Source organism: Streptomyces hebeiensis, assembly GCF_052983195.1.
In genome coordinates this window covers 4,353,618-4,373,222 of the sequence record NZ_CM129812.1, presented here as the reverse complement: position 1 = coordinate 4,373,222, position 19,605 = coordinate 4,353,618, and the positions used below count along the sequence as shown (strand labels likewise).

Annotated in this window: 17 protein-coding genes and 1 riboswitch; of the genes, 8 read left to right on the top strand and 9 right to left on the bottom strand. The window is 72.6% G+C overall.

Annotated features, from left to right (window positions below; translation table 11 throughout):
- Positions 1 to 47: 47 nt before the first annotated feature.
- Complete coding sequence (thrC, locus tag ACU6P3_RS18860) at positions 48 to 1,379, bottom strand: threonine synthase (protein ID WP_447193324.1); 1,332 nt, start codon at positions 1,377 to 1,379, stop codon at positions 48 to 50.
- A 17-nt stretch (positions 1,380 to 1,396) separates the two neighbouring features.
- A riboswitch (SAM riboswitch) is annotated at positions 1,397 to 1,526 on the bottom strand.
- A 136-nt stretch (positions 1,527 to 1,662) separates the two neighbouring features.
- On the opposite strand from thrC, the gene ACU6P3_RS18855 reads away from it, so the two are divergent.
- Together ACU6P3_RS18855 and ACU6P3_RS18850 are read left to right on the top strand one after the other, a co-directional pair.
- A complete protein-coding gene (locus ACU6P3_RS18855; RefSeq protein ID WP_447197956.1) occupies positions 1,663 to 2,700 on the top strand; it encodes a glucosyl-3-phosphoglycerate synthase in 1,038 nt (345 codons plus the stop codon).
- Between the two features lie 239 nt (positions 2,701 to 2,939).
- Positions 2,940 to 4,379, top strand: a complete 1,440-nt coding sequence (locus tag ACU6P3_RS18850; protein ID WP_447193323.1) for an alpha,alpha-trehalose-phosphate synthase (UDP-forming) — start codon at positions 2,940 to 2,942, stop codon at positions 4,377 to 4,379.
- Between the two features lie 265 nt (positions 4,380 to 4,644).
- On the opposite strand, the gene otsB is transcribed toward ACU6P3_RS18850, so the two are convergent.
- From otsB to ACU6P3_RS18835, 3 genes are all read right to left on the bottom strand, one after another.
- On the bottom strand, positions 4,645 to 5,487 hold the full coding sequence (gene otsB / locus ACU6P3_RS18845; RefSeq protein WP_447193322.1) for a trehalose-phosphatase: 843 nt from the start codon (positions 5,485 to 5,487) through the stop codon (positions 4,645 to 4,647).
- A 179-nt stretch (positions 5,488 to 5,666) separates the two neighbouring features.
- Positions 5,667 to 5,927, bottom strand: coding sequence for a DUF3263 domain-containing protein (locus ACU6P3_RS18840; protein WP_447193321.1), 261 nt, complete (start codon positions 5,925 to 5,927; stop codon positions 5,667 to 5,669).
- 58 nt (positions 5,928 to 5,985) lie between these two features.
- Entirely contained in the window at positions 5,986 to 7,203 is a 1,218-nt protein-coding gene (locus tag ACU6P3_RS18835; RefSeq protein ID WP_447193320.1) for an ABC transporter substrate-binding protein, read from the bottom strand.
- Positions 7,204 to 7,604: 401 nt separating this feature from the next.
- Here ACU6P3_RS18835 and ACU6P3_RS18830 point away from each other — a divergent pair, with 401 nt between their 5' ends.
- The 3 genes from ACU6P3_RS18830 (at position 7,605) to ACU6P3_RS18820 (ending at position 11,107) form a co-directional block, all read left to right on the top strand.
- Positions 7,605 to 8,681 carry an ROK family protein gene (locus tag ACU6P3_RS18830; RefSeq protein ID WP_447193319.1) on the top strand — a complete coding sequence of 359 codons (1,077 nt, stop codon included), beginning with the start codon at positions 7,605 to 7,607 and terminating at the stop codon, positions 8,679 to 8,681.
- Positions 8,681 to 9,841 (top strand): N-acetylglucosamine-6-phosphate deacetylase, encoded by a 1,161-nt coding sequence (nagA, locus tag ACU6P3_RS18825; RefSeq protein ID WP_447193318.1) that lies wholly within the window; start codon positions 8,681 to 8,683, stop codon positions 9,839 to 9,841. Before ACU6P3_RS18830 ends, nagA begins: the two co-directional genes overlap by 1 nt.
- Positions 9,842 to 10,054: 213 nt before the next feature.
- Positions 10,055 to 11,107, top strand: a complete 1,053-nt coding sequence (locus ACU6P3_RS18820; protein ID WP_447193317.1) for a 1-phosphofructokinase family hexose kinase — start codon at positions 10,055 to 10,057, stop codon at positions 11,105 to 11,107.
- A 224-nt stretch (positions 11,108 to 11,331) separates the two neighbouring features.
- Here the strand turns inward: ACU6P3_RS18820 and ACU6P3_RS18815 are convergent, their stop codons facing one another.
- Entirely contained in the window at positions 11,332 to 12,348 is a 1,017-nt protein-coding gene (locus ACU6P3_RS18815; protein WP_447193316.1) for a carbohydrate-binding protein, read from the bottom strand.
- Between the two features lie 262 nt (positions 12,349 to 12,610).
- Entirely contained in the window at positions 12,611 to 14,488 is a 1,878-nt protein-coding gene (gene cdgB, locus ACU6P3_RS18810) for a diguanylate cyclase CdgB (protein ID WP_447193315.1), read from the bottom strand.
- A 662-nt stretch (positions 14,489 to 15,150) separates the two neighbouring features.
- Here cdgB and ACU6P3_RS18805 point away from each other — a divergent pair.
- Positions 15,151 to 15,801, top strand: a complete 651-nt coding sequence (locus ACU6P3_RS18805) for a flavin reductase family protein (RefSeq protein ID WP_447193314.1) — start codon at positions 15,151 to 15,153, stop codon at positions 15,799 to 15,801.
- Positions 15,802 to 15,966: 165 nt separating this feature from the next.
- On the opposite strand, the gene arfB is transcribed toward ACU6P3_RS18805, so the two are convergent.
- Entirely contained in the window at positions 15,967 to 16,398 is a 432-nt protein-coding gene (arfB, locus tag ACU6P3_RS18800; protein ID WP_344272434.1) for an alternative ribosome rescue aminoacyl-tRNA hydrolase ArfB, read from the bottom strand.
- Positions 16,399 to 16,588: 190 nt separating this feature from the next.
- On the opposite strand from arfB, the gene ACU6P3_RS18795 reads away from it, so the two are divergent.
- Positions 16,589 to 17,164, top strand: a complete 576-nt coding sequence (locus ACU6P3_RS18795; RefSeq protein WP_447193313.1) for a TerD family protein — start codon at positions 16,589 to 16,591, stop codon at positions 17,162 to 17,164.
- Here ACU6P3_RS18795 and ACU6P3_RS18790 read toward each other — a convergent pair.
- Entirely contained in the window at positions 17,113 to 17,682 is a 570-nt protein-coding gene (locus ACU6P3_RS18790; protein WP_447193312.1) for a hypothetical protein, read from the bottom strand. The two genes, ACU6P3_RS18795 and ACU6P3_RS18790, sit on opposite strands and share 52 nt — an antisense overlap.
- A 296-nt stretch (positions 17,683 to 17,978) precedes the next feature.
- Here ACU6P3_RS18790 and ACU6P3_RS18785 point away from each other — a divergent pair, with 296 nt between their 5' ends.
- Positions 17,979 to 18,476, top strand: a complete 498-nt coding sequence (locus ACU6P3_RS18785; RefSeq protein ID WP_344272443.1) for a hypothetical protein — start codon at positions 17,979 to 17,981, stop codon at positions 18,474 to 18,476.
- A gap of 267 nt (positions 18,477 to 18,743) precedes the next feature.
- Here the strand turns inward: ACU6P3_RS18785 and ACU6P3_RS18780 are convergent, their stop codons facing one another.
- Positions 18,744 to 19,499 (bottom strand): pentapeptide repeat-containing protein, encoded by a 756-nt coding sequence (locus tag ACU6P3_RS18780; RefSeq protein WP_447197955.1) that lies wholly within the window; start codon positions 19,497 to 19,499, stop codon positions 18,744 to 18,746.
- Between the last annotated feature and the right edge of the window lie 106 nt (positions 19,500 to 19,605).

Sequence of the window (19,605 nt, the reverse complement as noted above, 5' to 3'; positions counted from 1 at the left end):
ACGGCCGTGGACGGACGACGGCCGTGGACGGACGACGGCCGTCGCGGTCAGCCGGCCAGACCGGCGGCGCGGAACGCGTCGAGGTCCGGCCGGATCGTCGCCGTCGGCCCCGTCGTCTCCGCCACGGCGTCCAGCGTCTTCAGCCCGTCGCCCGTGTTGAGGACCACGGTCGTCAGCGCCGGGTCGAGGACACCGGCCTCGATCAGCTTCTTGGTCACGCCGACGGTCACGCCGCCCGCGGTCTCCGCGAAGATGCCCTCGGTCCGCGCCAGCAGCTTGATCGCGGCCACGATCTGCTCGTCGTCCACGTCCTCGACGGCGCCGCCGGTACGCCGGGCGATGTCCAGCACGTACGGACCGTCGGCCGGGTTGCCGATGGCCAGGGACTTGGCGATGGTGTCCGGCTTCTGCGGCCGTACGACGTCGTGCCCGGCCTTGAACGCGGTGGACACCGGCGAGCAGCCCTTCGCCTGGGCACCGAAGATCTTGTAGGGCTTGTCCTCGACCAGACCCAGCTTGATCAGCTCCTGGAGACCCTTGTCGATCTTCGTGAGCTGTGAGCCGGAGGCGATCGGGACGACGATCTGGTCGGGCAGCCGCCAGCCGAGCTGCTCGCAGATCTCGTACGCCAGCGTCTTGGAACCCTCGCCGTAGTACGGCCGGAGGTTGACGTTGACGAAGCCCCATCCCTCGCCCAGCGGGTCGCCGATGAGCTCGGAGCAGAACCGGTTCACATCGTCGTAGTTGCCCTCGATGCCGACCAGCTCACCGCCGTAGACGGCGGCCATGACCACCTTGCCCTGCTCCAGGTCGTGCGGGATGAAGACGCAGGAGCGGAACCCCGCGCGGGCCGCGGCGGCGCCGACGGCCCCGGCGAGGTTCCCGGTGGAGGAGCAGGAGAGCGTGGTGAAGCCGAAGGCGCGGGCAGCCTCGACGGCGATGGCGACGACCCGGTCCTTGAAGGAGTGCGTCGGGTTGCCGGAGTCGTCCTTGATGTGCAGGGAACCGGTGACGCCCAGCTCACGGGCGAGGTTGTCGGCCTTGACGAGCTTGGTGAAGCCGGGGTTGATGCTCGGCTTCGTGGCCACGTCGGCGGGGACGGGCAGCAGCGGGGCGTAGCGCCAGATGTTGTCCGGGCCCTCGGCGATGCGCTTCTTCAGTTCTTCCGGGTCGCCGCCGGGGAGGTCGTACGCCACTTCGAGCGGCCCGAAACACTCGGCGCAGGCGAAAATGGGACCGAGGGGGAACCGCTGGCCGCATTCGCGGCACGAGAGCGCGGCGGCGGGCCCGAGATCGACGGACGCCGGTGTGGAAACGGTGGTGGCGGGGGCGCCGGCGGCGCTGTTGGTGTCGCCGGTGGGGGCGGTCTGCACAGCCATGGAGGCGAGGCCCTTTCTCCTCATCTTCCTCGCGACGTACTTCGCCACGAGCCGGAATTGGCACCTTCCCCACCGTGACCTCGAATGGTCGGCGGGAGGGTTGCCGGGACTTCGACGGGCCGTTCCCTCAGTCCCTCTGGATGAGCGCTATGGCACCGGACCCTGGGTCCGGTGCGTTTGTTCACGTGTTCAAGACTGTAACCGAAGGGGTGGACGGTTGAGATAGCCGTCCGCACCGCGAGATGGATCACGTTTCATGGCAGACGCGCAGGGAGTACCGACCGTGCTGGAAGAGGTGGAGCACTGGCTGACCAGGCGTTCCTGGTCCGTGGCCGAGCGTCCGCTCGACCGGCTGCTGGCGGCGAAGGCCGCCCGGGGCACGACGGTGAGCGTCGTGCTGCCCGCCCTGAACGAGGAGGAGACGGTCGGCGGGATCGTCTCCGTCGTACGGCACGAGCTGATGGAGAGGGCGCCGCTGGTCGACGAGCTGGTGGTGGTCGATTCCGGTTCCACGGACCGTACGTCCGAGGCCGCGGCGGCGGCCGGGGCACGGGTGGTGCACCGGGACGCGATCCTGCCCAGGCTGCCGGCCCTGCCCGGCAAGGGCGAGGTGCTGTGGCGGTCACTGCTGGTGACGAGCGGTGATGTCGTGTGCTTCGTGGACGCCGATCTGCGGCGGTTCTCGGCCGACTTCGTCTCGGGGATCGTGGGACCGCTGCTGACGGACCCCGAGGTGCAGTTCGTGAAGGCGATGTACGACCGGCCGCTGGGCGCGGCGGGCACGGGTGTGGCGGCGGACGCGGGCACGGGCACGGCGGCGGGCGCGGACACGAGCATGGCGGCGGGCTCGGGCTCGGCGGGGGCCGGGGGCGGCGGTCAGGGCGGCCGGGTGACCGAGCTGGTGGCCCGCCCGCTGCTCAACCTGCACTGGCCACGCCTGGCCGGTTTCGTCCAGCCGCTGGGCGGGGAGTACGCGGCGCGGCGCTCGCTGCTGGAGCGGCTGCCCTTCCCTGTCGGGTACGGCGTGGAGCTGGGCCTGCTCGTCGACGCCCTGCACACGGTGGGGCTGGACGCGCTGGCGCAGGTGGACGTGGGGGTGCGGTTCCACCGCCACCAGGACGAACGGGCGCTCGGGCGGATGGCGGCGGCGATCTACCGGACGGCCCAGGTACGGCTCTCGCGCGGGCACCTGGTCCGGCCGGAGCTGACGCAGTTCGAGCGCGGCGGGGACGGGTTCGTACCGCGTACGCACCCGGTGGACACGGAGGAGAGGCCGCCGATGCGGGAGATCGCGGAGTACGCGGCGCGCCGGGCGGCGTGACCGAAAGCGGCGGGACCGGGGTGTCACGGCCGGCAGGACCGGGGCGCGACGACGCCGCGGGCGGCGGTACCGGCGCGGCGGGTCCGGGGGCGGCGGCCCGGACGGCTCACCGATCCGCCGGCTCAGCCCGCCGACGCGTGACCGGTGGCGTGGCCGGCGGGCGGAACGGTCCCGGGTTCACCCGTGCCGGACCACATCCGTACGTTTGAGCGTTTCCTCGACGGGCTAGGTTTCGCGACATGGTCTCCGAGCACGCCGCCCAAGTCCTCGTCGCCTCCAACCGCGGCCCCGTCTCGTACACGTTCGGTGACGACGGCACGCTGACCGCGAAGCGCGGGGGCGGCGGCCTGGTGTCCGGGCTGTCGGCCATCGGGCCCGGTACGGACGCGGTGTGGGTGTGCGCGGCGCTCGGCGACGGCGACCGGGAGGCCGTGCGGCGCACGGACGGCCGGATCGACCCGGCGGAGACGGGCGGCCGGCGGGTGCGCATGCTGGACATCGCGCCCGAGGTGTTCGCCGGGGCCTACAACGGGGTGGCCAACTCCACCCTGTGGTTCGTCCACCACCTGCTGTACCAGACGCCGCTGGAGCCGTCGTTCGGCCCGGAGTTCCGGGCGCAATGGGCGGCGTACGAGACGTACAACCGCGCGTTCGCCGAGGCCCTGGCCGACGAGGCCGGCGAGGGCGCGGCGGTCCTGGTGCAGGACTACCACCTGGCGCTGGTTCCCGGCATGCTCCGCGCGCTGCGCCCCGATCTGCGGATCGGCCACTTCTCGCACACGCCGTGGGCGCCCGTGGACTACTTCCGGATGCTCCCCGACGACGTCGCGCGCCAGCTGCTGCGGGGCATCCTGGGCGCGGACCGCGCGGCGTTCCTGACCCACCGCTGGGCGGAGGCGTTCCGCGCGTGTTGCGAGTCGCTGCTGGGCGGCACGGGCGACACGCGCATCGGAGTGCACGGACTGGGCGCGGACGCCGACTTCCTGCGCGAGCGGGCGCACCGCCCGGACGTGGACGAGCGGCTGGTGGCGCTGCGCAAGGAGATCGGCGGCGGCGACGCGGACACCGCGCCCCGGAAGACGATCGTCCGCGTGGACCGCACGGAGCTGTCCAAGAACATCGTCCGCGGCCTGCACGCCTACCGCCGCCTGCTGACCGACCGCCCGGAGTGGCACGAACGCGTCGTCCACATCGCCTTCGCCTACCCGTCCCGGCAGGACCTGGCCGTCTACCGCGACTACACGGCGGAGGTGAGCCGGGTGGCCCAGCAGATCAACTCCGACTTCGGCACGGACACCTGGCGCCCGGTCATCCTCCACGTCAAGGACGACTTCGCCCGCTCGCTGGCCGCCTACCGCCTGGCGGACGTCGCGCTGGTCAACCCGATCCGGGACGGCATGAACCTGGTCGCCAAGGAGATCCCGGTGGTCTCGGACCACGGCTGCGCGCTGGTGCTGTCGCGGGAGGCGGGCGCGTACGAGGAGCTGGGCGAGGACGCGCTGGTGGTGAACCCGTACGACATCACGGCGACGGCGTCGGCCCTGCACGAGGCGCTGACCATGGGCCCCGACGAGCGCGCGGAACGCACGAAGCGCCTGTCGGGCGCGGCGACGGCACTGCCGCCCCAGAAATGGTTCCTGGACCAGCTGGAACAGCTGCGGGCGCCGCGCGGGGAGTAGCCGCCGGGACGGGCCCGGGCCGCCGCGGGCGGAGCGGGAGACGGGCGGCCGGCGCGGGCAGCATCGAGGTGTCCCGCGCCCTGAGCACACGGTCCAGGATCTCCGCCTTCAGCCCGCACTCGGCGCTGTACGAAGAGCATCAGACCGGCAGTGGCCGGGTCCCCCGCCTTGTCCGCCTCGTCACCGCGCTGCCGCAACCGCTCGCGGCTCTTGCGTAATTCCCCCACCCGCACGTCCACCACAGCCGGACTGTACGGCGCGCCAGTCAGCCCAGACGTCGGCCGATGTGCTCCAGGAAGTCCGCGAGCGCTCCCGGTCCCGGCAGTACCAGGTCCGCGCGGGCCGCCAGTTCGGGCACGTCCGTGCCGCTGCACACCAGCAGTCCGGTGTGGCCCTCCAGGCGCAGCTTCTCCACCGCCGCGTACGCCGGGAGGTCTCCCAGGTCGTCGCCCCCGTACAGCACCGTCTCCGCGCCCACCTCGCGGGCGTACTCCGTCAGCGCCACCCCCTTGTCGATCCCGGGCGGGCGCAGTTCCAGGACCATGCGGCCGGGTTCGACGATGAGGCCGTGGCGGGCGGCGAGTTCGGCCAGGGGGCCGCGCAGGGCGTCGAAGGCGGCCTGGGGGTCGGAGGCGCGGCGGGTGTGGACGGCGACCGCCCGGCCCTTCTCCTCGATCCAGGTGCCGTGCCAGGCGCCGACGCCGTCGAGGAAGCCGGGGAGTTCGGCCCGGACCGCCGCGACCCCCTCGTGTGTCGCGGGCGCCCGGACGGTGCCGGTGACCGCGTCCCAGCGCTCGGCCCCGTAGTGGCCCAGGACGACGAGTCGTTCCAGGCCCGGGACGTCGGCGAAGCCGCCGTAGCGGACCGCCACCTCGGCCGGCCGGCCCGTGATCACCGCTACCGACAGAAGGCGCGGCGCGAGAGCGGCGAGGGCGGCCGTGGCGCGCGGGTGGGCGCGGGCCTGCTCGGGGTCGGGGACGATCTCGGCGAGGGTGCCGTCGAAGTCGAGCGCGACGACCGCCTTGCCCGGCCGGGCAAGCAGCGCGGCCAGGCCGTCGGCGCCGGCGATGGTCGTCGGCCGCGGCAGGGGGTTCGAATGGCTGCCCATAGGTTCGACTTTATCGGTGGAACCGGTTGCGTGGGGCACTGACTGCCCTGGTGGATCCTCTTGGGCCCGCGGCGTGCCGGCCTCGCGCCGGCCGGGTGCCGGCCCTCGCGCCGCCACTGGTGAGACGCCCTCGCGGGACAGGGGTACGTGACATGGCGTACGGGTCACTGGGACGGGGCTCAGCGGCGGGCGCGGCGGGCGGCGCGGACCCTGCGCAGCCTGTTCACCGTCACCGCGTCGTGCTCCAAGGCGCGCGGATCGTCCAGCAGCGCGTTCAACAGCTGGTAGTACCGGGTCGGGGACATACCGAGCTGTTCCCGGATGGCGCGCTCCTTCGCCCCGGGCCCCGGCCATCCGCGCCGCTCGACCGCGAGCACCGCGAGATCCCGCTCGGACAGCCCCGCGCCGCCCGTGCCCCCGGATTCCTCTTCGGGTCCCACCGGCACCGACGTCCCTTCCCCTGCTCCCGCCGCTCCCGCCGCTCGTGTCCCCGTCACGCTACTCCGCCACCTCGGCGGCCGACGCGTCCCTCGCTATCCGCCCCAGCACGTCCGCCGGCCTCCCGCCCGGCTCCACCGCACGGCCGATGTTCTTCTTGATGCTCTCGTTCACGCTCGACCACGACGTCTTGCCGTACGGGAACAGCTCCGAGCTGTCCAGCCCCGACCGGAACTTCTCCAGGTCCGCGTACTTCCGGTTCCCCGCCATCGCCTCGTTCGCGCTGTAGGTGACCGGCAGCTGGTCGTACCGCCCGACGAAGTCCAGCACGTTCTTGTCCTCGTACACGTAGTCCAGGAAGGCGCGGATCTGCTTCCCGTGGCCGTTCTGCCGGAACGCCATCATCCAGTCCGCCGACCCCATGGACGACTTGGCCTTGCCGCGCACGCCCGGCAGCGGCACCGCGCCCACCTCGATACCCCGCTTCCGCGCCGCCTCCAGCAGCGCCGGATGGCCGTTGAGCATGCCCACCTGGCCGTTGCTGAACGCGCTGAACGCCGTCGCCCGGTCCAGCTTCGACGGCGGCACCGGGCCCGTCAGGCCCTCGCCGACGAGCCCCTTCAGCCAGGTGAAGGTCCTGACGTTCTGGGGCGAGTCGATGTTGTACGAGCCGTCCGCCGTCTCCGTGTAGCCGCCCCCGCCGCTCAGCAGCCACATCAGCGTCTCGCTCTGCGCCTCCTCCGTCCCCAGCGGCAGCGCCAGCGGCGTCGTCACCCCGCGCTCGGCCAGCGCCCGCGCGTCCCGTTCGATGTCGTCCCAGGTCTTCGGGGCGCTCAGACCGGCGTCCCGGTAGAGCTTCTTGTTGTAGAAGAGCAGCCGGGTGGAGGCCGCGAAGGGCAGGCCGTACTGGATCCGGTTGACCCGGCCGGCCTCCGAGAGCTGGGAGAGGAAGTTCGCCTGCGTCGGTACGGACATGACCTCGTCCGCGGTGTAGAGCTTGTCCCCTTTCGCGTAGTCGGCGTACGAACTGCCCTGGGCCAGGTCCGGCGCCTTGCCCTCCTCCACCATCTCCGCGATGTCGCTGTCGATGGTCTTCCAGGGCCGGACCCGCACGTCGACCTTGATGTCGGGGTGCTCGGACTCGAAGGCCAGGGCCAGCGCCGACCAGAACTTCTGTGTCGTGGTGTCCGAGTTCGTGCCGTACTCCGCGGCGACGAGCCGGAGCGTGACGCTCCGAGGGGTCCCTGTGCTACCGCAACCGGAAAGTGCAATTGTCATGCCCAGAGCGGCAATTGCCGCCGTCACGCCCACGCAGCGCTGTCGCACGCCCCAATCCCCCGTTCTTGATCCTTTTTTCCCAAGGACATGCGATTTTCCCCCGCCAGGAAGGGAGGGGTCCAGGCGACGATCATTTCGCTTTCGCAACAGCCTCCCCCTTTCTTTGAGGGCCCGGTTCGCCTCCGGGGGCACTCCGAGCCCTGTCGACCCACCCGCCGCCATACGTGCCCACCTCGGACGTCACGGAAAACCCGACACACAGGGGCGCCTGGGACGCGTCCGGGCATCGAAACCCCCGGACCCATGAAACCCGGCCCCGCCGACGCGCGGCCGCGCCCCTTCGGCCCGCTCGTCGCGGTAGTGGACTAGACCTCTTACGATCTACGCGCCAGACTGTCACCGTGAGACATGTCATTGCCCTGGATGTGGGCGGCACCGGCATCAAAGCCGCCCTGGTCGGCGCGGACGGCGCGCTGCTGCGTCGGGCGCGGCGGGCGACCCGCCGGGAGCGCGGGCCCGAGGCCGTCCTGGAGACCGTCCTCGGTTTCGCCGCCGAGCTGCACGCGTACGGCGTGGAGCACTTCGGCGGGGAGGACGGTGAAGGGGCCGCCGCTGTCGGCGTGGCGGTTCCCGGCCTGGTCGACGCCGAGCGCGGCATCGCGCTCTACGCCGCCAACCTCGGCTGGCGCGACGTCCCCCTGCGCGACCTGCTGCGCGCGCGGCTCGGCGGCGTACCGGCCGCGCTCGGCCACGACGTGCGCGCCGGCGGCCTCGCCGAGGGGCGGCTCGGCGCGGGCCGGGGCACCGACCGGTTCCTGTTCGTCGCGCTGGGCACCGGCATCGCCGGGGCCATCGGCGTCGGTGGTGCGATAGAGGCCGGAGCCCATGGTTCCGCGGGGGAGATCGGGCACGTCGTGGTACGGCCCGACGGCCCCGAGTGCCGCTGCGGCCAGCGCGGCTGCCTGGAGACCCTGGCCTCCGCCGGGGCCGTCACCCGCGCCTGGGCTGCGGCGAGCGGCGATCCCGGAGCGGACGCGGCGGACTGCGCCGAGGCCGTGGACTCCGGTGACCCCAGGGCCGCACGGGTCTGGGACGACGCGGTCGACGCGCTCGCGGCGGGTCTGGTCACCGCGCTCACCCTGCTGGACCCGCGCACGCTGATCATCGGTGGCGGACTGGCCGAGGCCGGGGAAACGTTGTTCACGCCCCTGCGGGCGGCGATCGAGCGGCGGGTCACGTTCCAGCGGGTCCCCCGGATCGTCCCGGCGGCCCTGGGGGACACGGCCGGCTGTCTGGGCGCGGGGCTGCTGGCCTGGGACCTGTTCGCCGCCGGCGCCGACATGTCCAGCTCCGCCCCGTCGTCCCGGTCGACCGCCTCGCCCCCTGCCACCCCGGCACCTTCCACCCCGGCGTCCACCCCGGCGTCTTCCACCCCGGCGGCCCGACTCGCCCCGGCACCCACGGAGGTAAACCCCTGATGGCCGCTCGCGCCGCATGCACCGTTCTCGCCGGGGCCCGGGTGGTGCTGCCCACCGGCATCGTCGACGGCGGGCGGGTGATCGTCGAGGGCGGCAGGATCGTGGGCGCCGCCCCGGACGACGCCACCACGCTGGACCTCACCGGGCACTGGCTCGTCCCCGGCTTCGTGGACCTGCACAACCACGGCGGGGGCGGCGGCTCGTTCGCCTCGGGGCCGGTGGACGAGGTCCTCACCGGCATCCGTACGCACCGCGCCCACGGCACCACCACGCTCGTCGCCTCCACGGTCACCGGCGACACCGGCTTCCTCGCGCAACGCGCCGGCCTCCTCTCCGAACTGGTCGAGCAGGGCGAGCTGGCCGGCATCCACTTCGAGGGACCGTTCATCTCCCCCTGCCGCAAGGGCGCGCACAGCGAGGCCCTGCTGCGCCACCCCGACCCCGCCGAGGTGCGCAAGCTGCTCGACGCGGCGCGCGGTACGGCCCGGATGGTCACGCTCGCCCCCGAACTGCCCGGCGGCATCGAGTCCGTACGGCTCCTGGCGGAGCACGGCGTGATCGCCGCCGTCGGACATACGGACGCGACGTACGAGCAGACCGTCGAGGCGGTCGACGCGGGCGCGACCGTCGCAACGCACCTGTTCAACGCGATGCCGCCGCTCGGACACCGGGCGCCGGGGCCGGTCGCCGCCCTGCTGGAGGACGAGCGGGTCACGGTCGAGCTGATCAACGACGGTACGCATCTGCACCCGGCGGCCCTGGAGCTGGCCTTCCACCGCGCGGGCGCGGCCCGCGTCGCGTTCGTCACGGACGCCATGGACGCGGCCGGCTTCGGCGACGGGCGCTACCAGCTCGGGCCGCTCGCCGTGGAGGTCCGGGGCGGGGTGGCCAGACTGGCCGGGGACGGCACGATCGCCGGGTCCACGCTGACCCAGGACGTCGCGTTCCGGCGGGCCGCGACGGTGGACCGGCTGCCGGTCGAGGACATCGTCCGGGCGATCTCGGCGAACCCCGCGAAACTGCTGGGCCTGTACGACCGGGTCGGCTCGCTGGAGCCGGGCAAGGACGCGGACGCGGTGGTGCTGGACGCGGACTTCTCGCTCAAGGGCGTGCTCCACAAGGGCGACTGGGTGATCGGTCCGATCGGGGCGACCGGGTGATCGGCCCGGTCCGCTCGGTCCGCTCGGTCCGCTCGGCCGACCCGAAGACGGGGGACAAGCAGGACGTACCGGCGCGAACGAACGCCCCGCTCAGGGCAGGACAAAGGCGGTCGGCCCCACGTCTGGGCCAACCGCCCCGCCTTTGACATGATCTTTACGTCGACAGCCGGCCGAACGAGGGCCGCTCCACGCTTCACACAGGGGTGTGACGTAATGATCTTGACAGTCACGCTCAACGCCGCCCTGGACATCACCTACCGGACGCCCACGCTGGTGCCGCACGGCTCGCACCACGTGACCGAGGTCAGCGAGCGTCCCGGCGGCAAGGGTCTGAACGTCGCGCGGGTGCTGGCGGCGCTGGGACACGAGACCGTGGTCACCGGCTTCGCGGGCGGCCGGACGGGCGATGTCGTACGGGAACTGCTCGACGGCGGCACGGGAACCGGCGGCACGGCACCCGGCACGGGGCCGGGCAGGGGCGCCGGCGGGGGCGTGGGCACGGGCAGCGGCGGGGGCACGGGTACGGGAGACGGAACGGGCACCGGCCCTGGTGCGGTCTTCAAGCCGCCGGTCGACGCGCTCGTGCCGATCGCCGGGTCCACCCGCCGTACGATCGCCGTCGTCGACGCGGCGTCCGGCGACACCACCCAGCTCAACGAGCCCGGACCGACGATCTCGGCCGCCGAATGGGCCGCGTTCCTCGCCTCCTACGACCGTCTGCTCGGCGATGCCGAGGCGGTGGCGCTGTGCGGCAGCCTGCCGCCCGGGATCCACGTCGGCGCGTACGGGGAACTGATCCGCCGGGCCCGCGCCGCGGGCGTCACCGTCCTCCTCGACACCAGCGGCGAGCCGCTGCGCCGGGGCATCGGCGCCCGCCCCGACCTGGTCAAGCCCAACGCCGACGAGCTCGCCCAGCTCACCGGGGCCCGGGAGCCCCTGCGCGCCGCCCGCGACGCGCGTCGCCGGGGCGCGCACGCGGTCGTCGCCTCGCTCGGCCCGGACGGGGTCCTCGCGGCCACCCCGGAGGGCACCTGGCAGGCGTCCCCGCCCGCCCCGGCCCGGGGCAACCCGACGGGTGCCGGCGACTCGGCCGTGGCCGGCCTGCTCTCCGCGCTGGTCGAAGGGCTCCCCTGGCCCGACCGGCTGACCCGGGCGGTGGCCCTGTCGGCCGCGACGGTACTGGCCCCGACGGCGGGTGAGTTCGACGCCGGCGCGTACGAGGACCTGCTCGCGCGCGTCGCCGTGACGGAACACCTGCCTGCCTGACCTCCGGCGGCGGCCTCCGCGTCGCCGGGCCGCCCCTCCGTCCCTCCGTCCCTCCGGTGCCGGCCCTCCGGTGCCGGCCCTTCGGCGCCGAGCGGGAACGACCGCGCCCCGGTCGGCGAGGCGACACGGGGCGACGGGCGGGGCGGCACGAGGCGCCGGTGGGGCCGGAGGTGTCCGGCGGGGTCGAGCGGCGGACGGGGCGAGGTGGCGTGGGGGCACGGCCCTCAGCCCTTGACCTCGCCCTCCTTCAACGACACCTGGTCGAGGAGCGCCTCGCACCGGTTGCCGTCCTCGCAGGAGATCTTGAGGTCGTTCTTGCCCTCCTGGAGGTTGACGTAGACGTAGGTGCGCGTCCAGCCCTTCTCCCAGTCGCCCTCCGACGCCTTCGCGAAGTTCGACATGTTTATCTTGCGAGGCTCCTGGTCGTTGAGCGTCAGCGACGTCTCCGCGTCCTTGCCCGGCACGCTGTACGTGATGAACATCGTGTACGCGCCCGCCTTGTCCACGTCCACCTGCCAACTGGCGGCTCCGCCGACCCCGTTGAAGGCGACATAGGCGCCGCCGGTGCCCTTCGCACCCTTGATGTCCGTGCCGAGGGCGGCCGGCGGGTTCAGCTTCAGGGTCGCCGCGTCCTGCTTCGGGAGTTCGTTCGCGGGCTTCTCGTCCTTGCCGCCGTCGTCGGACGGCTCGGAGCTGGGCTCCCCGGTCGTCCCGGCCGAGGCGGACGGGACGGAACCTCCGCCCGTCGCCTCGTCCTTCTGGTCGTCGCTGTTCGACAGCAGTGCCGCGGTGATGCCCACCACGACCACCGCCACCACCGCGATCGCGGAGATCAGCAGCACCTTGGTGTTGGGACCGCCCCGGGAGCCGCCACGGCCACCGCCATGGCCGTGGGAGGCGGCGGGCATGCCACCGCCGGGGACCCCGCCGGGCTGCGTCTCGGGCGCCGCGTAGTGCGGGTTCGGCTGCTGCCCGTAGGGCGCCTGGCCGTACGCCTGCTGCTGGCCGTACGGCGCCTGCTGCGGCGGAGCCTGGTACTGCTGCTGCCCGTACTGGCGCTCGCCGACCGCCCTGACCTGGTTGTACGAGGTCCTCGGCACACCTGGTGACGTGGGACCGGGGTAGCCGTAACCGCCTTGGCGTCGCTGGCCCGCGCCCGCGCCCGCTTGGCCGTCCTCGTACAGATAGCCGAACGGGTCGTCGTCCTCGGGCGTGCTCGCGCCGTTGTTCCCGGCCGTCATCCCTGGTCACTCCTTACCATATCGCCAGCGTCGCCGACCGGCCGAGCCTACCTCGAACGGGTAAGCGCATGGACGGGCCTTGACGGGTGGCAGCCATTCTGCGGCCCTCGGATGAACAACCGATCGCGGCTGTGTCCCAGCCCTGTCCCGAATGCCGGCGTGCGTCTTCCTGGATTCCCGATGCCCCACCGCGCACACACGACGCGGACGACCCGGCAGCCTCGTGGCCACCCCCAGGGGTGAGGCTACCCGGAGGAGGCGACTACCCGGCTCGCCGGTGCACCTGTTTCCGCGAGCGTTTCTCCACGTACATCCGCTGGTCAGCCGATTGCAGGACCTCCTCCACCGACATCCCGCAACTCGCCCAGCCGATGCCGAAGCTCGCCCCGACGCGGACCGCCCGGCCGTCCACCCGGATCGGCGGGATGATCGCGTTCCGCAGGCGCACGGCGAGATCGGCGGCGTCCGCCGCACCGAGACCGTCGGCGAGGACGACGAATTCGTCACCTCCGAGGCGCGCGACGGTATCGCCGTCCCGAACACCGGCGGTCAGCCTGCGAGCGACCTCGATCAGAACCTCATCGCCTGTGTTGTGCCCGAAACGGTCATTGATCGATTTGAAGCCGTCCAGGTCGCAGAAAAGGACAGCGAGGCCCTTCGTGCCGTCGTCGGCCTCGGGGTCGTCGTTCGGGGCGACCAGGTGCTCGTGGTGGTCGAAGGGGTCGCCGGAGAACGGACCGAAGTCTTCGTAGCCCTCGTAACCGTCGCGGCCGTCGTAGCCCCCGCGTCCCTCATAGTCCGCGCGTCCCTCGTACCCCTCGTGGTTCTCGTATCCCTCGTAACCGCCGTACGCGGCGTCCACGGCCTGCACCGCGGCGTCCCGCGTGCCCCGCGCCCCCCGGGCCTCCCGTACGGCGTCCGGGCGGGAGCAGAGCCTGGCGCTGAGCCGAGCGCGCAGCTCGGCGCTGTTGGGCAGGCCGGTGAGCGAGTCGTGCGAGGCGCGGTGGGCCAGCTGGATCTCGCGGCTCTTGCGCTCCTCTATGTCTTCGACATGGGTGAGCAGGAAACGGGGTCCGTCGGCGGTGTCGGCGACGACGGAGTTGCGCAGCGAGACCCAGACGTACGAACCGTCCCGGCGCTCCAGCCGCAGCTCGGCCCGGCCGCCCTCGGCGGAGGTGCGGAGCAGTGTCCTGATGTCCTCGGGATGGACCAGCTCGGAGAACGAGTAGCGGCGCAGCGTGGCGGCGGGACGGCCCAGCAGGCGGCAGAGCGCGTCATTGGTGCGCAGCAGCCGGCCGTGCTGGTCGCCGCCCATGTCGGCGACGGCCATGCCGCTCGGCGCGTATTCGAAAGCCTGCCGGAAGGATTCCTCACTGGCCCGCAGCGCCTGCTGTTCGCGCTCGAGACGGACCAGGGCGCGTTGCATGTTTGCTCGAAGCCGAGCGTTACTGATCGCAATGGCCGCTTGGGAGGCATACATCTGAAGCGCCTCCTGCCCCCAGGGTCCGGGACGCCGGCCGCCGCGCGGCCGGTCGACGGAGATCACGCCGAGCAGTTCGCGCCCGCCGCCGCCCGGGGAGCGACCACCGCCGTCCGCGGAGCGCTCGGCGCCCTCGGGACAGTCCCAGCGGACCTCCCGGCCCTCCCGGCGGCCGTCCGGCCGGCCCTCCCGCCCCTCCGAACGGGCCGGACGGCCGTCCCGGCGTGCCGGTGCGTACATCGGCGCGTAGAGCCGGTCCTGGGGGTGCCACTCGTCCTCGAAGCGCGGTTCGGGCCCCTCCGTGTACCACTGCGGGACGTCGTCCTCCAGCAGCACCCAGCCCTCGGTATGGGGTATGAAACGCAGATCGCCCCAGCTCTGGCCCATGCTCAGCCGCCGCTCCCAGGACTCGCGCGAGCCCACCCGGCCGGTGATCAACGCCTCGGCGGCGGGACTGCCGGCGAAGGCGGCGACGACCAGATCGCCGTCGGCCTGGACGATGTTGACGCAGGCGAGTTCGTAGCCGAGCCCTCTGGTGACGCCGTCCGCGACGGTCTGGAGCGTGTCCGCCAGGCTACGGGCGGTGAAGAGTTCGGCGACGGCGTCATGCAACTGCCGCAAGGTCGCAAGGCGGACGTACGGCTCCGACTCGGTCTCCATCGCTCGCTCTCCCCGGGACCTCGACAGCAACTCCAGGATTCTCATCGACTCTCGTGTCGCACTCCCCGCCACTGAATCACAGCGAGCTGTGCGCTCGGTACACAGGGTCAACAATTACCCCACCCTGTGACTCAAGTCACACAATCGTACGAGAGTGGGATGTGAGCACGGGAACGCCTGATGGGAGCGGTTCCATCGAGCGCCTTTGACAGCCTCCGATCGATTCCGACAGCTTTCAAACGCAAATACCAGGCGTGTAGCCAGGAAGCGCGTACCGGGAAACCCGCTTCAGAGTCCGCGGCGGGTGCATCCTAGTGCCGCGACCGGCAAGGTTTGCCCGTCAAGGAGCGGCGTCCGGTGCGTGTGATCGCAAGGCGGCCAGAAGTCCATGTAGCGGAGCTACCTGGGCTTGTGGCCAACGCGGCGAGCGCGCATGCCGGACGCCGCGACGGGGCGAACGTTGCCGGGAGGGGCACTAGGTGCTCCCGGAAGGGCCGGGTGCGGTGGTCCTAGGACCCGGCTGGTCCTGTGGCCCGATGCGGTGGCGGGAGAACCGCGGTTAGCGTCGACAGGTGCCCCAGACGACCCCAGACGCCGCGAACCGCTCCGCGTCATCCGCGGCGCCCCACACCACGAGGCCCGACATCGCGAACACCGACACCATGAAGTCCGAAGCCGTGGCGGCCGGGGCCCTGGAGACGGGACCCGGCGGCGAAAGCGGCCCCGGTCCCCTCCTCGCACCCGTCGTCGCGGCGGGCGCCACGCCCCGCGCCGACGCCGTCCCCCATGCTGAAGGGGTGAGCGACGACGAGTTCCGCGCCGCCCTGGCCAGGCTGGCCGCAGGGGTGGTGCTCGTGACGGCGTACGAACCGCCCCTGAGCCCGGACGGCCCGCGCGGCGAGGACGCGGGCATGACCGCGACCGCCTTCATGTCGGTCTCCCTGGACCCGCCCCTGGTCCTGGTCAGCGTGCGCAACGGCTCCCGCATGGACGACCTGCTCCTCGAGCAGCCGCTGTGGGCGGCCTCACTGCTCGCCGAGAACCAGCGGCACATCGCGGGGCGGTTCGCGATGAAGGGCCGCCTCAGCGACCGGTTGCTCTTCCAGGACCTGCCCTGCCGACGGGGGGAAGTGACGGGAGCGCCGCTGGTCGAGGGTTCGCTGGCGGCCCTCGAGTGCCGCACGGAGCAGCGCGTCGTCGCGGGCGACCACACCCTGGTCATCGGCCGCGTCCTGACGGCATGGCTGCCGGCGGCGGAAGGCGGCCCGCTGACGTATTACAAGGGCCGCTACCGGCAACTGGACCGCGGTTAGGGCTCCGGGGCGACACCGAAGGGCCGGCGGCCGGGCTGACGGGGCCGGGCCTTGGCCGAGGGCGGTTCCGGACCGACGCCGACAGGCCCTGGCCCGGGGCCGTGCGTCGTCGGCCACGGGCCCCGGCCGGGTCGGCTTCGCCGGGACGGCGCGCGGCCGGGCGCGTTACGCCCAGTCCCGGCCCGAGCGGCCGCGTTTGGTCTCGGCGCGCTGCTTCTTCTCGCGCAGCCTGCGCTCGTTGATACCCCGCGGGATCTTCGTCTTGCGCCGCGGCCGCGGCGGCGGGGCCGTGGCCTCCGCCAGGAGGGAGGCCAGCCGTACCGCCGCCGTCTCGCGGTTGCGCCACTGGGACCGGTGTTCCGATGCCCGTACGGTGATCACGCCGTCCACCAGTCGGTTCGCGAGACGCTCCAGCGCCCGCTGCTTCCAGACCGGGGGCAGCGCCTGGGACTTGGCGAGGTCGAAGCGCAACTCCACCTGCGAGTCACTGGTGTTGACATGCTGGCCGCCGGGGCCCGAGGACCGCGAGAAACGCCACATGAGCTCGGCCTCCGGCAGGGAGACCGAACCTCTGATGACATGAGCGGGCCCGGACATGTCCTCATGGTCGCGCGTCGGGACCGTCCGCGTCACATCCTTTTGGGCGCGGCCCCATCAGGCGGGCGAGTTTCTCTCAGGGCAAAGAAAGTAAAGGAGCTGGAACCCGCCGACGGCCGACCGCGTTATGTGGGGTGACGGCTGCTCCGGACCACCCGGAGCCCGGACACACGACGAAAGGGACATCCCCATGGCTGTAAGCCTGTCCAAGGGCGGCAACGTATCGCTCACCAAGGAGGCACCGGGCCTGACCGCCGTCACGGTCGGCCTCGGCTGGGACGTCCGCACCACCACCGGCACCGACTTCGACCTCGACGCCTCCGCGATCGCGGTGAACTCGGCGGGGAAGGTCGTCTCCGACGGCCACTTCGTCTTCTTCAACAACAAGTCCACGCCGGACCAGACGATCGTCCACACCGGTGACAACCGCACCGGCGAGGGCGACGGCGACGACGAGGCCATCAACGTCAACCTGGCGGGCCTGCCCGCCGATGTCGACAAGATCGTCTTCCCGGTCTCCATCTACGACGCCGAGAGCCGCAGCCAGAACTTCGGCCAGGTGCGCAACGCCTACATCCGCATCGTCAACCAGGCCGGTGGCACGGAGATCGCGCGTTACGACCTGAGCGAGGACGCCGCCACGGAGACCGCGATGGTCTTCGGCGAGCTGTACCGCAACGGAGCGGACTGGAAGTTCCGCGCGGTCGGCCAGGGTTACGCCTCGGGCCTGGTCGGCATCGCCACGGACTTCGGTGTGAACCTCTGACGGTGACCGCACAGGTCAGTCGACCGGTTGTGACACCGGTCCGTCGCCGCCGCGCACAACGGGCGGCAGGCGACTGACGTGACGGGTGGGGCCCCGGCCCGGCCGGACCCCGGCTTCGGTTCCGGCCCCAGCTCCGGGCTCGGCTTCGGCAGGGCCTGTCGGGTCTTGGGCCCCACCCCCACCCGCTGGCCGCGCGCCACGAGGTGCGGGCGGCGGTGCTGCTGGCCGGCTACGCACGCACGGGCGAGGAAGCCCTCCGCCGGCAGGCCCGCTCGATCGCCCGGGGCCTGCCCGCGCCCGTACGCCCCGGCGGGGTCGACCTGGATGTCCTTGGCCCCGGTGACGGCCAGGACGGGCACGTGGGTGAGGTCGGGGAGGCGATGGACCTCGGTGCTGCCCGGCACCAGCCGGTGGATCTCGTCCAGCGCGTGGATGACGACGAGGTCGTCACGGGTGTCGTGGACGAGGTTCTCGCGCATCCAGCGGGCGTTGACCGGGAGTCCGGCGATACGGGCCACTCCGTACGGGTTGTCCTGACCCGGGCGAGAGCCCGGTTGCCCAGGGCGCCCAGGGGGCCGCGCAGGCCGGCCCGGTGGACCCCGGCGTCCTCGCCCTCGTCACCACCTGGCTCACCCGCCAACTGGCCCCCTCCCCCGGGCAGCCGCTCGCCGAGGAGCGAACGAGCTCCGCCTGACCCGCCCGACTCCGGTGAGACGCGGCAGGACCACCGCGTGCTCGTCCCCGTGTCCGTGTCGGGGGCGGGCGGCGGAACCGGGCGGGCGACCGGCTGTGACACCTGTGACACCATCGGGCAGTGCTCGACATCGGCTACTCCTTGTCCACCCGTTTCCCGGATCCCCCGCAGACCGACTACCGCCGCGTGGACGTCCGAACGCTGCGCCACGACCTCTTCTGCGGTGACATCTATCTGGCGGACACGCACACGGACCGCGAGGTGTCCACAGCCTGGGGATGGGTGCCGGTACTCGACTTCGCGTGGGCACTGTGCGACATCGTCGAGCAACTGGACCGCGATCCGCGCGGCAGCCGCGCGTCCCGTCCGCAGTACGCCGAGCTGGACTTCACGGAGTCCTCGGACCGCATGCTCTTCCAGCGGCGGTTCGGCTGGGTGGACGTCACGGCCGACTGGATGCCGCGCGACGAGCCACCGCTGACCTTCAGCCACCGGCTGCTGCGGCGTGAGGCGCGGGACTTCCTGCACGACCTGACGGCCGATCTGACCGACCTGCACGAGGACCTGGCCGACAACCCGGTGGTCTGGGACCTGCAAGCCCGCTTCCCCCGCGCCTGACCGACGGCCCGACGCCCCTCGCCCCTCGCCCCGTCGCGGCGCGAGGCCGGTCCGAGGCCGCGGGCACCGAGCCCCCGGGCCCCCGGAGCCTGCGGTCGCCCCGTCCACGGTCCCGGACCGGGCCCGGACCGGGGACCCGGGGACAGTCCGTCCGCGGCCGACGCTCCGGGCGGCGGGCCGGACCAAGGCCCGGGCGCCGCCAAGGGCCCCCTGGGCCGCACCGGCCCCGCGCGGGGTGGCGCCACCGTTCACACCCGGCCATGCGGCTCAGTCCAACGCGTCCTCCACCCTCACTCCTATCTGCGCCGCGAACGCCGGGGCCAGTTGCAGCAGTTGCGCCGAGCTGATCACCGCGCCCGCGAGCCGGTCCAGGCCACGGGCGATGTCCAGCTCGGCCACCGTCCGCAGGTCGACGTCCTTCATCCGCACCCCGCTCAGATCCGCCCTCCTGAGCACGCAGTCCCGGAACTCCACCCGTACGAGCTCCGCACCACCGAAATCCGCCTCCGACAGGACGCAGCCCTCGAACACCACATCCTTCAGCCGCGATTTCCGCAGGTTCAGGTAATCGATCTTCCCGCCCTTGACCAGCACTCTCTCCAACGCCGCGCCGTGCAGCTGCGTCCCGCCGAGACGCGCGTCCACCATCTCCACATCCCGCAGCGACGCCTCCGACAGGTCCGTCCCCACGCCCCGCACACCGCTCAGGACGCAGTCGACGAAGCGCGCCCGCCGCAGCACCGTCTCGTCCAGACCGCACCCACGCAGGGCGCAGTCGATGAACCGCGCGCCGGGGCCCTCCTCACCTCTCAGATCGAGGTTCGTGAACTCCAGCCCGTCATAGTCCCCGTCCGGGTCGAGCCCGCCGCCGTACGGACTCAGCGGCGGCAGCCGCACCTCCGCCCGCTTCGCCACCGCGGCGGCCGCCGGCCTCCTCCTCGCCCGTCCCGCGCCCGCCGCGCCCGCCGCCGCGCCGGACCCCGTTCCGCCGTCCCTCATCGTCCTGCCTGCCATGCCCCCCATGGTGACGTACACCACTGACAACGCCCCGATGTCACATCCAGTTGTCCTGCATTCGTCACGTCAGGAGACGCGGGCACGAACACGGCACAGGCAGGCCCACGCACAC